11 protein-coding genes and 5 pseudogenes are annotated in these 14816 nt (G+C 55.2%); 6 read left to right on the plus strand and 10 right to left on the minus strand.

Annotated elements, in window-relative coordinates:
• Positions 1-16: 16 nt before the first annotated feature.
• The 10 genes and pseudogenes from tcuB to PG5_RS12520 form a co-directional block, all read right to left on the minus strand.
• Positions 17-1174 (minus strand): tricarballylate utilization 4Fe-4S protein TcuB, encoded by a 1158-nt coding sequence (gene tcuB / locus PG5_RS12490; protein ID WP_020797487.1) that lies wholly within the window; start codon positions 1172-1174, stop codon positions 17-19.
• Complete coding sequence (tcuA, locus tag PG5_RS12495) at positions 1161-2612, minus strand: FAD-dependent tricarballylate dehydrogenase TcuA (protein ID WP_020797488.1); 1452 nt, start codon at positions 2610-2612, stop codon at positions 1161-1163. The genes tcuB and tcuA overlap by 14 nt, the downstream gene beginning before the upstream one ends.
• Positions 2613-2782: 170 nt before the next feature.
• Positions 2783-3718, minus strand: coding sequence for a LysR family transcriptional regulator (locus tag PG5_RS12500; RefSeq protein ID WP_020797489.1), 936 nt, complete (start codon positions 3716-3718; stop codon positions 2783-2785).
• Between the two features lie 49 nt (positions 3719-3767).
• A pseudogene (locus tag PG5_RS33400) lies at positions 3768-3889 on the minus strand (DUF2256 domain-containing protein).
• A pseudogene (locus PG5_RS12505) lies at positions 3886-5431 on the minus strand (cryptochrome/photolyase family protein). Before PG5_RS12505 ends, PG5_RS33400 begins: the two co-directional pseudogenes overlap by 4 nt.
• A 26-nt stretch (positions 5432-5457) precedes the next feature.
• Positions 5458-5652 (minus strand): annotated as a pseudogene (locus PG5_RS34865) (DUF6482 family protein); the annotation flags it as partial.
• Between the two features lie 144 nt (positions 5653-5796).
• Positions 5797-6306, minus strand: a complete 510-nt coding sequence (locus PG5_RS35320; RefSeq protein ID WP_371106610.1) for a methyl-accepting chemotaxis protein — start codon at positions 6304-6306, stop codon at positions 5797-5799.
• A gap of 33 nt (positions 6307-6339) precedes the next feature.
• Positions 6340-7113, minus strand: a pseudogene (locus PG5_RS35325) (PAS domain-containing protein); the annotation flags it as partial.
• Between the two features lie 363 nt (positions 7114-7476).
• Positions 7477-7887, minus strand: a complete 411-nt coding sequence (gene uraH / locus PG5_RS12515) for a hydroxyisourate hydrolase (protein ID WP_020797493.1) — start codon at positions 7885-7887, stop codon at positions 7477-7479.
• Positions 7888-7897: 10 nt separating this feature from the next.
• A complete protein-coding gene (locus tag PG5_RS12520; protein ID WP_020797494.1) occupies positions 7898-8401 on the minus strand; it encodes a heme-binding protein in 504 nt (167 codons plus the stop codon).
• A gap of 150 nt (positions 8402-8551) precedes the next feature.
• Here PG5_RS12520 and PG5_RS12525 point away from each other — a divergent pair, with 150 nt between their 5' ends.
• The 6 genes and pseudogenes from PG5_RS12525 (at position 8552) to PG5_RS12550 (ending at position 14808) form a co-directional block, all read left to right on the plus strand.
• A complete protein-coding gene (locus tag PG5_RS12525) occupies positions 8552-9223 on the plus strand; it encodes a heavy metal response regulator transcription factor (protein WP_020797495.1) in 672 nt (223 codons plus the stop codon).
• Positions 9220-10581 carry a heavy metal sensor histidine kinase gene (locus PG5_RS12530; protein WP_020797496.1) on the plus strand — a complete coding sequence of 454 codons (1362 nt, stop codon included), beginning with the start codon at positions 9220-9222 and terminating at the stop codon, positions 10579-10581. The genes PG5_RS12525 and PG5_RS12530 overlap by 4 nt, the downstream gene beginning before the upstream one ends.
• Positions 10582-10713: 132 nt before the next feature.
• Positions 10714-10842: pseudogene (locus tag PG5_RS35330) on the plus strand (IS3 family transposase); the annotation flags it as partial.
• Between the two features lie 184 nt (positions 10843-11026).
• Positions 11027-12295: a cystathionine gamma-synthase family protein gene (locus tag PG5_RS12540; protein ID WP_042955360.1), complete on the plus strand. Its 1269-nt coding sequence runs from the start codon at positions 11027-11029 to the stop codon at positions 12293-12295.
• 134 nt (positions 12296-12429) lie between these two features.
• Complete coding sequence (locus tag PG5_RS12545; protein WP_020797499.1) at positions 12430-13866, plus strand: amino acid permease; 1437 nt, start codon at positions 12430-12432, stop codon at positions 13864-13866.
• Positions 13867-13917: 51 nt separating this feature from the next.
• Positions 13918-14808, plus strand: a complete 891-nt coding sequence (locus PG5_RS12550) for a LysR substrate-binding domain-containing protein (RefSeq protein ID WP_033045435.1) — start codon at positions 13918-13920, stop codon at positions 14806-14808.
• Positions 14809-14816 lie beyond the last annotated feature (8 nt).

A 14816-nucleotide genomic window follows, 5' to 3' on the forward strand; every position in this document is an offset into this window, starting at 1 on the left:
ATAGATGGCTCAACGATCAGTCGCTTCCAGCGTTGATCGGGTTCGGTTGGCGTTTTTCGATGGAGTATTTGAGCAGCGCGGCGCTGCGGAAAATGCCATGGGCGAATTTGCTGTAGGGCATGGTCAGGAAAAACGCCATGACCAGGCCGAGATGGATCGCCAGCAGCAGGCCCAGGGCAGTGGTGTCGCGAAACGCGAGAAGTGCGAGGCCGCTGGCGCTAACTAGAAACAGCAGCGCGATAAAGCCGCGATCCATGGGTTTCTGATTCTCGTCGCCGTGCTCGGGGTGGCGACGCAGATTCAGCCACAACAGGCCTGCGGGGCCGATCAGCAGGCCGAGTCCACCGGTGATACCCAGCATTACCGGCAAGCTCAGGACGGGGTAGGGCGCCGACCAGTCCAACAGGAAATGGTAGAGCGTGGCGACACCGGTGGCGGCGAAGCACAGCATGAAGCCGTAGAAGGTGAAGTGGTGGAAGCGCCGCCGCCACTGGGTGAATTGATCATCGGCGTTATTGCAGCCCTCGCCATGACCCCCGTCCAGGTATTTGAGTTGGGCGACGTTGGCCGTGGCCTCCAGCACAGCGGCTGTCTTTTCCTGGCGGGGCGCATCCGCCGGTGAAACGTTGCGCCAGAAGCGTCGCACGCCAATCGTCAAAGCCAGTACCGCGAAGCCGAAGACCGCACCGAACATCAGTGCCAGGGTGTTATGCGGGAAGATCCCGTAGAAATTTCCCCCGGGCATTGCGGTAAACAGATTGCCCATCGCCAACAACGTGAGGCAGAGAAACAGCGCGAGCCCTGCACCGGATGCCAGCGCCAAAGTCAGTCCGTTGCGCCGGTACAACTTGCCCATCACCTGTGGCCAGGCGTACTCGGCGTAAGTGTCGAGGCGGACCTTGGCCATGGCCTTGGGCACATTGATTTCGAACTCGTGAGGGGCAGCGTACTGACAGGCATGCAGGCACGCACCGCAGTTATGGCAAAGGTTCGCCAGGTAATGGATATCTGCCTGAGAAAACTCCAGACGCCTTGTCATGGCCGGGAATACAGCGCAGAAGCCCTCGCAATAACGACAGGCATTGCAAACGGTCATTTGTCGCTGGACTTCACTTTCTTCAAGGTTGAGTACCGGTATCAATTGACCCGGTGCCTGGGGATCAAACAGCTGCATGTTGGGGCTCCGTGAATGAAGGGGTAAGGAAGCCGGCCGCAGCCGCGGCTTGCACACCGGCGATGCGACCGAATGCGGTACCGATGGCCATGCCGATGCCGGCGGTATAGCCCTTGCCCAATACGTTGCCCGCCATCATTTCTCCTGCAACAAACAGGTTGGGGCTAGGCTTGTCGTTGAAGTGAACGGCGGCGGTTTCGTCGGTAGCGAGACCTAAATAGGTGAATGTCACGCCGGGCTTGAGTGGGTAGGCGCAGAACGGTGGCTTTACCAGCGGGCGGGCCCAATGGGTTTTGGCGGGCGCCAAACCCTCGGTGTGGCAATCGTCCAGTGCGGTGTGGTCGAACGTGCCGACGCGGCAGGCCGCGTTGTATTGCTCGATGGTTTTGACGAATTGGGTAACGGGAAGCTTCAACTGGCGGGCCAGATCTTCCAACGAGTTGGCTTTAGTGCCCGGAAACACAGGCGGCATGAACCGGCCGAGGGCTTGTTGGTCGATGATCGAGTAAGCCTGTTGGCCGGGTTGACCCGCGACCAGGCGCCCCCAGATCGCATACCGCTTGGGCCAGAAGTCTTCGCCCTCGTCATAGAAGCGTTCACCGTCGCGATTAACCACCACGCCCAGCGATACGCAATCGATACGGGTACAGATACCACCGTCATACAGGGGCGCACGGGCGTCGATGGCCACCATGTGCGCTTGCGTCGGGTCGCCAATGAAATCGGCGCCCAGGGCCTGCATGCGCCGAAGCAGTACGCCGGTATTGAAACGCGTCCCGCGAATCAGAAAGTTGTCTGAAGGCCATTCTCCGCGCTCGTTTTGACCCCAGGCTTCGCGGAGCCATTCGCGGTTGGATTCGAATCCGCCAGCGGCCAGAACGCAGGCCTTGGCCTGGATACGCTCGGCGGGAAAACGCTGACCATCGACCTCACGTTCACCGATGTACGCCGCGACGAACTCTCCACCCTTCAACTCAATGTCAGTGACTTGTGCGTTGTAGCGGATCTTGACGCCCAGCTGCTCGGCGCTGCGGAAGTAGGCATTAACCAACGCTTTGCCGCCGCCCATGAAAAACGCATTGGTGCGCGCAACATGTAGGGCTCCAGACAACGACGGCTGAAAATGCACACCATGGGAGCGCATCCAGTCACGGCAGTTCGACGAGGCGCGGATGACAATACGAGCAAGCTTTTCGTTGGTAATCCCACCGGTGACTTTCAGCAGATCCTGCCAATATTCTTCTTCGGGATAGGCATCGACCAACACATCTTGCGGTGCGTCGTGCATGCAGCGCAGGTTTCGGGTGTGTTGCGAGTTGCCGCCGCGCCAGATTTTGGGTGCACCTTCCAGCAACATGACGCTAGCGCCGGCCTCTCGAGCCATCAACGCTGCACACAAGGCAGCATTGCCACCGCCAATTACTAATACGTCGATCATCATCACTCCTCAATCGCAAGGAGGCATGAACGAAGTGCTCCTCGCGAGTGGGGAGAAGGTAGAGCTGTCAGCTTATTGTCGAAAGGCGCGAAATGAGTTGGGGTGTTTAGTTTTCGTAAAGGCTTTGCCGGTTGGCGCTCACCGTAAAGCCGGGGTAGGGGGCATAGAGATCATGGCGCGACGTCTTCGATCCACGAAGCGCCCGGCCACTGATGATCAATCACCAACTGTCGCGCGACATCAGTGATGACCAGCCGCGCCGCCAGGGCTGCGGGAGCCAGTTCATCATCAGGCAGTGTCGCCAACAGGTTTCGTCGACCCACGTGAGCATCGGAAATTTCCACCACGGAAAGTCCCGACTCGCCTTTAAGCGCCGCCGCCGCTCCGGGCTGGATGGTGGCGGCATGACCTGCGCGTACGGCGTTCATCAATACGGCAAGACCATCCACTTCCATGATGATGTTGGGCGCCAATCCCGAACGTTCAAACGCAACCATCAGCGTAGAACGCAAACCGTGTTGCACACTCGGCATCACCAGTGGAAGTTGACCCAGATCCGCCAGTTGCACGCTGGTTCCTTGGGGGGCGTGGAGCAGGTGAGGAGAGCTGATGACAAATAGTTTCTCGTCGAGCAGCGGCGTCACGCTCCAGCGCTTACCCCCTTCGAGTTGAAACAGAATGGCCAGGTCGATCTGGCGAGCATTGAGTTGCGTGGCCAAATGCCCGGACAGCATCTCGACCAGGTGCAATTGAATATCCGGGTAGCGCTCTCGCATCGCGTTGATCAATGGCAGGGCGAGAACAGTGGCAGTCGTGGGCGCCATTCCGACGGTGACATACCCACTCATTCGCCCACGGTGAGCCGCCATGATCGCATTGTCGGCCTGCCGCAAACACAGCTGGGCATGGTGCAGGAACGCCATACCGGAGCTGGTCGGTGTGACGCCAGTGGTGGTGCGATTAAGGAGGCGGGTTGACAGTTCACTTTCAAGTTTCGCGATCTGTTGGCTAAGGGCTGATACGCCCACGTCCAGTTCAAGCGCTGCGCGTCCCAGGCTGCCGTGTTCGAGGATTTTTACGAAATAACGCAGTTGTCTTAATTCCAAGCGTTGCTGCTCCACGTCAATTTGTTGTTGGAATGCCTACGTCTGAAGACTACCTATGGCAGCATTCCGGGCAGTAGCGCACTTCCTCCCGGCCGTGAGCCCACTTCTTCCTCCATGTGAAGGGAAGGCCGCATGCCAGGCATGCTTTGACAGGCGTTCACTCTTTTTCAGAATGACTCACCTTCATCTAGTTTCGCGAGCAAAAATTGGCCACGTTGCCATAGCGCCTGCTGCCTGGATTCAGGCATGCGATCAAGGTTCTTATAAATCATGCTCATGCGCTGATTGCCACGCAGAAGGTCACCGTGACGCATCAGGAAATGCCAGTAGAGCGAGTTGAAAGGGCAAGCGTCGTGCGTCGTACTTTCACTGACTTTGTAAGCGCAGTTACGGCAGTAGTCAGACATTCGCTTTATATATTGGCCACTGGCGCAATAAGGTTTGGAGCCCACGTAACCGCCATCGGCGTGCATGACCATCCCCAACGTATTCGGCAGTTCGACCCAGTCGAACGCGTCCATGTATATCGCCAGGTACCAGTCGCAAATCTGGCTCGGCGCGATGCCGGCCAGCAGCGCAAAGTTGCCGGTCACCATCAGGCGCTGGATATGATGGGCATAGGCGTGTTTCAAACTTTGACCGATCGCCTGGCTCATGCAGTTCATCTTCGTAGCGCCCGTCCAATAGAACTCCGGAAGCGGCCTGCTGTTGCCAAACAGATTGCCGCCGGCGTACTCGGGCATTTTCAGCCAGTAGACGCCTCGCACGTATTCACGCCAGCCGATGAGTTGGCGGATAAAGCCTTCGGCAGCGTTCAGCGGAATCCTGTGCGCCCAGTAAGCAGCTTCCACGTCATTGCACAATTCACGCAGATCCAGCAGGCCAATATTGAGTGCAGCGCTGATCCGCGCGTGGAACAGGAAGGGCTCATCACTGGCCATCGCATCTTGATAGTCGCCGAAGGCTGCCAGACCCCAATCGAGGAAATAGTCCCATAACGCCTGGGCATCGGCGTGGGTTACCGGGTAGTCAAAGGTGTCGAGGACGCCATAGTGGCTGGAGAAGTTCTTTACGACCAGCGCCAGCACTTCCTGGGTAATCGCATCTGCCGAAAAGCGCACGGGCGAGGGGGGGCGCACGCCTTTGGGTAATGCCTTGCGGTTTTCCGCATCAAAGTTCCAGGAGCCGCCGACCGGGCTGCCGTCGCCATTGAGCAACAGGCCACTCTTGCGCCGCATCTCTCGGTAGAAGAACTCCATGCGCAGTTGTTTTTTATCTTTGGCCCAGGACGAAAATTCGGTGCGGCTGCAGAGAAAACGGCTATCGCTATGCCATTGGATCGCTAAGCCGCAGTCCTTGAGCGACTGCTCCAAACGCCAGTCACCACACTCAGTCAGGTGCAGTTCCTCTGCGTGCAGCAGCGTCTGCCAGCGGCGCAATTCGCCCGGCACCGTTCCGCTATTCTGTGGGTCATCAAGGGTGACGTACTGCACTCGGATGCCACGCTGCTTCAACGCTTCGGCAAAATGGCGCATGGCGCATGGCGCTGAAGATAAGGGTGATTTTTTGCGGGTGATGGGGCACATGGCTGGCTTCCTCCATTACCTCCACCAGCAAAACCGTATCCTGCTCCGCATCCAGCCCTTTCAATGAGGCCAGGTCGAAGGACAACTGGTCGCCCAAGACCAGGTATAGTCGGTGAGTCTTGTTCATTTGACAGGATCCAGCGTAAGTGTGACTTACCAAGGCGCAGCCAGGGAGAAAGGAATGCGCAACGGCTCGATGGGACCCTCACGTGAGCCGCACATCTCGTCATGGACACACTGCTGCACAAGCACGCATGGAAATGGCGGGACAAGCTGCATTAACTCACGCAGGTGATTGATGGAACGAAGGTGCATAGGCTTCGCTACATCGTCCAGTAAAGTTAACTTCACGCTCAGGGTACAGCGTCAGTGGTCGATACTCTTTATTGTACAGATGGTATGGTCGCGTATAGGTTTTGCATAACATAGGCCGCATTGGGTAAAAAATTGATGCTGACAAAACAAGACTTTGCACAAGGCTGCAAGGCTGAATCATCGTGCTAATGCCGACGAGAAATTGCTGATCGCGTGTACGACTTGGCGAGCACTGTCCTGAATATCCAGGATCACTTGTCCAGCCTCACCGGCTAATTTGACGCCTTGTTCTGCCTTGTCTTTACTCGCCTCCATCCTGGTCACTGCCCCCTTGGCCAATTCACGATTGTGTTGCACCACCTCGACAATCTTGATGGTGGCTTGGCTTGTGCGCGAAGCGAGATTGCGCACTTCGTCGGCGACCACCGCAAAACCACGACCCTGCTCTCCGGCACGAGCCGCTTCGATGGCTGCGTTAAGTGCGAGAAGATTCGTTTGTTCGGCGATGCCACGGATGGTCTGCACGATGCTGCTGATGACTTCCGACTGCTGACTGACAGCATTGATACCTTCGGCTGCGTGATTCAATTCGCCAGCCAGGCTTTGCATGACATCCACTGTCTCCTGCACCACTCGTGCTCCTTCGCGCGCTGTACCGTCGGTTTTCAATGAAGTCTCATAGGCCATGCGCGCGGCTCGTGACTCAGCTTCCTGCTGGAGCACCTGAGCAGTGATATCGCTCGCAAACTTGACGAATTTGTAAAGGCTGCCGTTGGCGTCGAACACCGGATTGTAAGTCGCACGTAACCAGACGGTGTGTCCCTGGTTGTTGAGGCGCTTGAAGTTACCAGAGAAAAATTCGCCTTGATTCAAGCGCTCCCAGAACTGTCGGTACTCGTTGGATTCACTTTCGCTATGCTCACAGAACAGACGATGGTGCTTGCCAATAATCTCATCCAGGCGGTAACCCATCACTGCAAGGAAGTTTTCGTTGGCGCTGATCACTTCTCCCTGCCGGTTGAACTCAATGGTTGCCATGGAACGGTTAATCGCCTTGATTTGGCTCTCCTGCTCTTGTTCCTTCTGTACCCGGGCAGTGACATCAGTCGCAATCTTGACGACCTTGATAACCCGTCCGGATATGTCGCGAACTGGGTTATAAGTGGCCCCCAGCCAGATCTCACGCCCTTGTTTGTCCAGGCGCAGGAAGTGGTCGTTTATGACCTCACCTTTACTCAGGCGTGACCAAAAACCTTGATAAGCGACGCTGTTGGCGTATGTCGGCGTACAGAATAAGCGGTGATGCCGAGATTGAATTTCCTCAAGGCGATAGCCCATTAGTCTCAGGAAATTGTTATTGGCGTCGAGGACAGTGCCATCAGGTTGGAACTCAATCAGAGCCATGGAGCCACCCAGTGCAGCGAGGGTGGCTTCGCAGTCGGCCAAGCGCTGCTGGCTGATGGCCAGTTCTTTTTTGATTTGCGAGTTGAACATATGTACCTCAGTGGTATGGACTGCTTGGCACTTTCATTAAACGCAATACTTATACATAGCGATAGAGATTGTACAAGAAAATCCGTGGTTAAACACGAGGTACGCACGTTGATCGCGAATCACGCATTGATCGGGTAGGGGATTGCGCATCGGCGTTTGCCCCTCTCTTTTCGCAGCTGCCGCATGATTGGCAGAGCACTCAATATCCGACTGAAAGGGGCGCACGGATGGCGCCTAAAGTCATTTCCGTAGCCGGTTATCGCGCAAGGTTTTGACGCCGCAAAGTCAGGCCACAGTGCCGCCCTTTCGAGTAGGGCGGCTGTCTTCCCCTTCGGGCGGCTACCATTGGGTATCGCTTATTTATCAATTTCCTCGGTACGTGGAGAAACCATAGGGGCTGAGAAGCAACGGGATGTGGTAGTGCGGGACAGTGCCGTCCACCTCAAATATGACGGGTACCTCCGGAAAGAAGCTGGACGTTTTGTGCGCCTTGAACCACTCACCGGTTTTGAAGGTGACACGGTACGTACCTTTCTCCAGACCCCGACCTTCCGGATACAGCCCGGTAATACGACCTTGCTCATTGGTTGCCGCGCTGTTGAGCATGTCCCAGTTTTTCCCGTCCTGTTTTTCCAATGTGACATTGACTCCAGGGGAGGGCAGGCCATCCTGCAAGTTGAGTACATGCACGCTCAATGGATTTGTTGCCGCTGATGCAAGGGCTGAAAGGGCACTCAATACAGCGCCAGCGAAGAAGCTTTTCAATACAGTCATGGTGATGTCCTTAGTTTTTAACGGCAGGTAAAACTTTGTTGATAGCGACCTCTGCGCAACTTTCATCGTGTGCCGCGCCCCCCGCACCAGCCACCCCGATGGCGCCGATGACCTGACCATCGAATTTCAATGGCACGCCTCCGCCCAGCAGCAACAACTCATCGAGGGTGTTGAGGTTTTCAGCATCTGGAATAGCGCGAGCACGCTCCGCCAACACGCGCGTCGAAGTCTTGGTCGACAGGGCGGTATAGGCTTTACGTTGTGCGGCTAAGGTGTTGTGCGGGCCGACATTGTCATCGCGTTGCACGGCAACCAGATTGCCGCCACGGTCGACAACTGCGGCAACGGCTGTGCGGCCATCGGCGTGACAGGCCGTCAGCGCGGCATTTAGCAAATCGTTGGCCATTGCAAGTGACACGTCCTTGCGCTGCGCAACTTGATCCGGGGCTGCAACGGCGAATGCAGAGCTCATTGCGAGTGTGATCAGCAATGAAGTCGATAGGCTTTTACGCATGCTGTTTCCTTGGTGGGTTGAGTCTGTCTGAGTCATTGCCAGACATCATGAACAGCGCACCCCGTCAGAATGATTGCCTGCGGATTACCAATATGTAATGTGAGAAATCAGCGAAGCGGGCTAGCCTGTGCTCCAGTCCTGGAGGAAAAAATGCGTATCCTGGTGGTTGAAGATGAAACGAAAATGGCGGATTACCTGCGCAAAGCCCTGACTGAATCGGGCTATGTCGTAGAGATCGCCCTTGACGGGCTAGATGGCCAGCATTTGGCGCAGGAGAGTGAGTACGATCTGATCATTCTGGATGTCATGCTGCCGGGGTTGGATGGCTGGCAATTGCTGCAAATCATCCGCCGTAAGTGGCAGACCCCGGTGCTGTTTCTCACCGCACGTGATTCGGTTGATGATCGGGTCAAAGGGCTGGAGTTGGGGGCCGATGATTATCTGGTCAAACCCTTTTCCTATGCCGAGCTGTTGGCGCGCGTACGCACTTTGCTGCGCCGTGGCCCGCCTCGCGAGGTGGAGCATTTTGTGGCTGGCGACCTGAGCCTGGATTTGTTGCGACGCAAGGTAACGCGCAACGGAGAGCGCCTCACCCTGACCAACAAGGAATTCGCCCTGCTGCATCTTCTGCTCAGTCGTGAAGGGGAGGTGCTATCGCGTTCGTTGATTGCCTCACAGATCTGGCAAATGAACTTTGACAGTGACACCAATGTGGTGGATGTCGCGATTCGTCGCCTGCGGGCCAAGGTCGACGATCCATACTCGCTCAAGTTGATACACACAGTGCGTGGTATCGGTTACATGCTTGAGGTGCAATCTTGACTCTTTTTCCGCGCACCCTGAGCCTGCGCCTGGCGATCATGTTCGCATTGGTCAGCGCACTGTTACTGGGCTCCATTGGTTTTTATCTTTATCAATCGTTACAGCGAGAGATTGCGTGGCGCGACGACCAGGCCCTGCTGGGACGCCTGGAGCGAATGCAAGCATTGATCAGCGATAGCGACAGCATCGAGCAACTGCGAGCTCGGCCCAAGCTTTACGAAAACATGCTGGGCAATCGCGACAGTCTGCTATGGATTGTCGATGACACCGGCAAGGTGTTGATCGAAATCAACCCGGTGGGTATGACTTTTCCAAAGTTGCCGGCTGCACCCCACGCTCGCCTCGTTGACGATCAGTCCTCCGAGCCGGTGCGACTTGCCTGGCAGGATGTAATAGAGGGTGATCGCGGTTTGACCCTGATTGCTGGCAAGTTGTTGGGGGAGCGCGACCAAATGCTGGGGGCTTACCGGCTCAAGCTCTGGGTGGCCATGTCAGTCGGTGCGCTGCTGGCGTTCGCATTCGGCTGGTGGGTCAGTCAACGAGGCTTGCACCCTGTGCGCCTGCTGGCCAAGCGCGCAGCGGGAATCGATGTGCAGCATCTGCATCTGCGGCTGGATCAGTTCAATGAACTGAATGAGCTCAAGCTGCTCTGTAGCGCCCTCAACCAGATGCTTGCACGCCTTGAGGATGGATTCGCCCAGCTTTCACGCTTCTCGGAAGACCTCGCCCATGAGATGCGAACCCCGCTTGGCAACCTGATGGGACAAACCCAGCAAGCCCTGAGACGCAGTCGATCTATCGAGGACTACCAGAACTTGCTGGTTTCCAATCAGGAAGAGTATGAAAGGCTGGCGAGAATGATCGACAGCATGCTGTTTCTTGCTCGCACCGAGCAGCCAAACGCTTGCGTAAAATTCGAGCAAATCAACCTGCACGGTCTGATCGAGCAGCTATGTGAGTATTTTGAAGGCGTGGCGCAAGAGCGAGATGTGCAACTGATAAACCGGACTCAGGATCAGTTGGTGGGTGATCCAGGCTTGATCCGTCGAGCATTGGCTAACGTGCTGGCCAATGCGCTGCGCTACGCAACTCCCGAATCTGCAGTGACGATTAGCAGCAGGGTTTCGCAAGACACGCTCGAAATTACGGTGCACAACCACGGCGAGCCGATTGCAGCAGAACATCTACCGCGATTGTTTGAGCGCTTTTACCGGTGCGACCCTTCACGCAATCAACCCGACGATTCCGGTGGTCTGGGATTGGCCATTGTTCGCTCAATCATGCAACTGCATGGCGGTCGCGTATCCGTTGATAGCATTGGAGCAGGCACGACCTTTCACTTGGAATTCCCTCTTTAAAGCCGGGTAGAGCTGTATAAAACTCAATGCTGCGAGAGAGGTTCACAACACAGGAAGGCACCTGCGGCACCGCAGCGTTTCGGCGCGAGCGGGTGATCACCGAAGACATTGCCCGGGCCCGGGACCCAAACTTTGCGATCCGCCATGAGCGCGAGGGTCAACGCGCCAATGGAGCGCGTGTTCCGCTTGAAAACGAAATGGATACCGACCATGGGCTACAGAACGGCTCAAGTAGCCCGGCGCGATACCAGCCACTACATGCGCAGCTGAATGTGAGCACTTCTCAGCCAGTAACGGTTTGACACTCTTTAACTGGCATCCAGCCATTAAAAAAAGCACCCCTTACTCCCAGATATCATGATTTTTCACAAGCACGAGCCTTCCATATAGTCCTCCCAAGCCCACCAGGAACACGGTTGTGTTTCCCTTGATGCGAGACAACTTTATGGAAAACAAAAAACGCACCGTCCAAGCTTCAGAGGTTGGGATGGGAACTCGAGTCGTATGGGCAGGAGAGCAGGTTCAACATCCCTACAATGCGACCCAGGCACCCATAGTGGTCAGTGCCGCCTACGGGTATGACGATATCGACAAATGGTATGACGTGGCATTGGGAAAGGAGCCTGGCTTCATTTACAGCAGGATGAGCAATCCCACGGTCTCTGTCCTGGAAGATAAAATCTGTGAACTCGAAAGCGCAGAGTCGGCCGTAGCTTTCAGCACCGGAATGGCCGCAATCAGCGGTGTACTACACACCTTCCTATCCTATGGGCAGCGTGTGATATCTACACGTGACAGCTACGGTGGTACGAACAAGATTTTTGAGGAGTTCCTTCCACGCATGGGGGTAGAGGTAACCCTTTGCGATACGCTCGACACTGTGGTTCTTGAGCAGGAGATTGCTAAAGGATGCAGCGTCCTGTACTTGGAAACACCCACGAACCCTACGCTGAAAATTGTTGATATTCGGCGCCTTGTGGCAGCGGCGAAGCGAGTGGGTGCTTTGGTTGTTGCGGACAACACATTCGCGACGCCTCTAAATCAGAATCCGCTCGCTTTAGGCGTTGATGTGGTTGTGCACAGCGCGACCAAATTTCTGTCCGGTCATGGTGATGTACTCGGCGGTGTAGTCTGCGGCGCTGAGCATCTGATGTCTCAAGTTCGCCATTACCGCGAAATCAATGGGGCATCGCTGGATCCTTTTTCGGCGTATCTAATCATCCGTGGCATCAAGACTCTGGCTCTGCGCCTTCGTCAGCAACAGGCGAGCGCACAACTTTTGGCCGAGTACCTCTGTACCGAGCCGTTGGTAGAGTCCGTGAACTATCCGGGCTTGCCTCAACACACTGGTCATGACATTGCTCGATCGCAAATGAACGGATTCGGAGCCATCGTCAGCTTCGTGCTTAAAGGAGGCATGGACACTGTCACTCGTTTGCTCCCGCTGCTCAGATATGCGCATCGGGCGGGTAATTTGGGTGCGGTCGAGACTATTTATGGGCCTGCTCGGACAACCAGTCATGTGGAAAATACCCCGGAAGAACGTCAGGCACTTGGAATTTCCGAAGGTCTGGTTCGGGTGTCTGTAGGAATTGAAGATTCAGCAGATTTACTGGCTGATCTAAAGCAAGCCTTCGCTTTAGTGCGAAGTAAACAAAATGATGCAATCCTTCACGCTGACAGTGCCAAACGTTTCATTGAGATAGAAGCCTGAATGCAGGCAGGACTTTCGATATTCATCTTAAGCCATTCATGAAGAATGAAAATAATAATATCCAGCGACGAAAAAATTGTACTGCCAAAAAACCAGTTACAAGTTTTGTCCGAACATTTCATGAGAATACAACTATGTCCACGCGTATAGAAAATAATCAGCCCGATCCAAACTCGCGCTTTAAAAAGGAAATGCAAACCCGTCATATCGTTATGTTGGCACTGGGCGGTGTGATTGGTACGGGGTTATTCCTTACCTCCGGTTACACCGTGAATCAGGCAGGGCCGCTCGGTGCGGTGATCGCTTACATCATCGGTGCGGTGATGGTGTATTTAGTCATGGTCTGTCTCGGTGAGTTGGCTGTACAGATGCCAGAAACCGGATCGTTCAGTAGCTACGCAACGCGATACCTTGGCCCAGGCACCGGCTATACAGTGGCCTGGCTTTACTGGCTCACATGGGCAGTCGCTATCGGTTCAGAGTTTACAGCCGCGGGTATACTGATGGTGCGGTGGTTTCCTGAAACGCCGGTCTGGATTTGGAGTGCGTTGTTTGCCATTGCAGTCTTCTTAAGCAATGTTGTCTCTGTCCGGTTGTTTGCGGAAACTGAATTTTGGCTTTCGCTGATTAAGGTCCTGACCGTTATCACGTTCATAGCGATCGGGGGGGCGGCAATTATCGGACTTTTGCAAGTACAGAGTCTGCAGGGGGCGGGACTTTCCAACTTCACTCGTGAGGGGCTGTTCCCCACCGGGTTCTTGCCCATTGCAATGACCCTCCTGGCTGTTTCCTTCGCATTTTCAGGAACAGAGCTGATCGGAATTGCTGCAGGCGAAGCGAAAGATCCACAAACCAGTGTACCGAAGGCAATCCGCACGACAGTGGTGCGTTTGGCGTTGTTCTTTGTGGGAACAATTTTCGTCCTTGCGACCTTACTGCCACGGGAGCAGGCGGGACTTGTAGAAAGTCCATTCGTCATGGTGTTTGAGTTGATTGGTATCCCATACTCCGCCGACATTATGAACTTTGTCATTCTCACTGCACTGATTTCTGCCGCCAACTCTGGGCTGTATGCAGCATCGCGCATGCTGTGGACATTGAGCGATCAAGGACATATGCCTAAGCGCTACGCCAGGCTTTCCCGGCGCGGAACGCCCGTAAACGCCATCGTTCTTAGCATGGCAGGAGCAGTGGCTTCTCTGCTCAGCAGTGTGTTTGCCCCTGATACGGTTTACTTGGCTTTGGTGTCCATTTCCGGTCTGGCGGTCGTCGTCGTGTGGATGAGCATTGCTGCAAGCCAGATCGCGTTCCGTCGTCAATACGTTGCCAATGGCGGACGCGTTGAAGACCTGCATTTCCGTGTGCGTGGCTATCCGTGGGTGCCTATCGGTGCAATGTTGTGCTGCCTCCTGGCCTGCGTCGGTATTGCATTTGATCCGGAGCAGCGAGTGGCGCTTTATTTCGGCCTGCCCTTTATTGCGTGGTGCTATTTCGTTTATTGGATCACTCGAAACAAGAGAGCAGAAAGGTTGGCATTAGCCGCAGCTGCTCATTCTTCTAGCACTGCGTGAATTTCTCAGGCAATGATTGAGTATAGATAACGCCCTGATGAGGTTGCGCCGATGAGTCAAAAGTCACTACCACCCTTGAATTGGTTGAGGGCATTCGAAGTATCGGCGCGTTGTTTGAACTTTACCCACGCATCGCAAGAACTCCATTTGACTCAAGGGGCCGTGAGTCAGCAGATTCGTCAGTTAGAAAGTCACCTCGGTGTGGCGCTGTTCAAGCGCTTACCCCGAGGGCTTGGCTTGACCGAGGAGGGGCAGTCGTACCTGCCTGTTGTTCAGGACGCGATCAGTCGCCTTGCCGTTGGCACGAACGAGATTTTCGGTCAGCACAATCGAAGACATGTGAAGGTGCGCGGCAGCCTTTCCTTTCTTCATTATTGGTTGGCCCCCCGACTCGCAGACTTTTGTCGGGAGTATCCCCAGATTGATATTCGATACATCAGCAATCTTTGGGTGAAAGAACCGGATGGTGAGGATGACCTGGAGATCCGGTGGGGATGCGGTGAGTGGTCTGGCTTGCACGCTCAGCGATTGACCTGGGACATCCTTCAACCTGTTTGCTCTCCAGATCTCATGGTCAGATCACCCATACATGAGCCTCGCGACTTGATGAACCATTCCCTGCTTCACGTGTTGGGTTACGAAGAAGGTTGGGGCTATTGGTTGAAGCGAGTTGGAGCAGACGACGTCGATTATTCCCGTGGGCTTCAGTTTGACACGCTGATTTCCACGATTCGCATGGCCGAATTGGGGCAGGGCGTTGCGCTGGCGCGGTCTTCCGTTGTCGAGGATTTGCTTCAGAGTGGGCAATTGATTGCGCCATTCAATCACCGAATAGAGGCCAGCGAATCTTTTTATCTGGTGCACGAGCAGTCCGAAGTGCTATCGCCTGATGCCGCAAATTTTTCTACTTGGCTGGTGGCTCAAGCCCATCGCCTTTTGTAATACCGATT

This window comes from Pseudomonas sp. G5(2012), assembly GCF_000408945.1.
Lineage (GTDB): Bacteria > Pseudomonadota > Gammaproteobacteria > Pseudomonadales > Pseudomonadaceae > Aquipseudomonas > Aquipseudomonas umsongensis.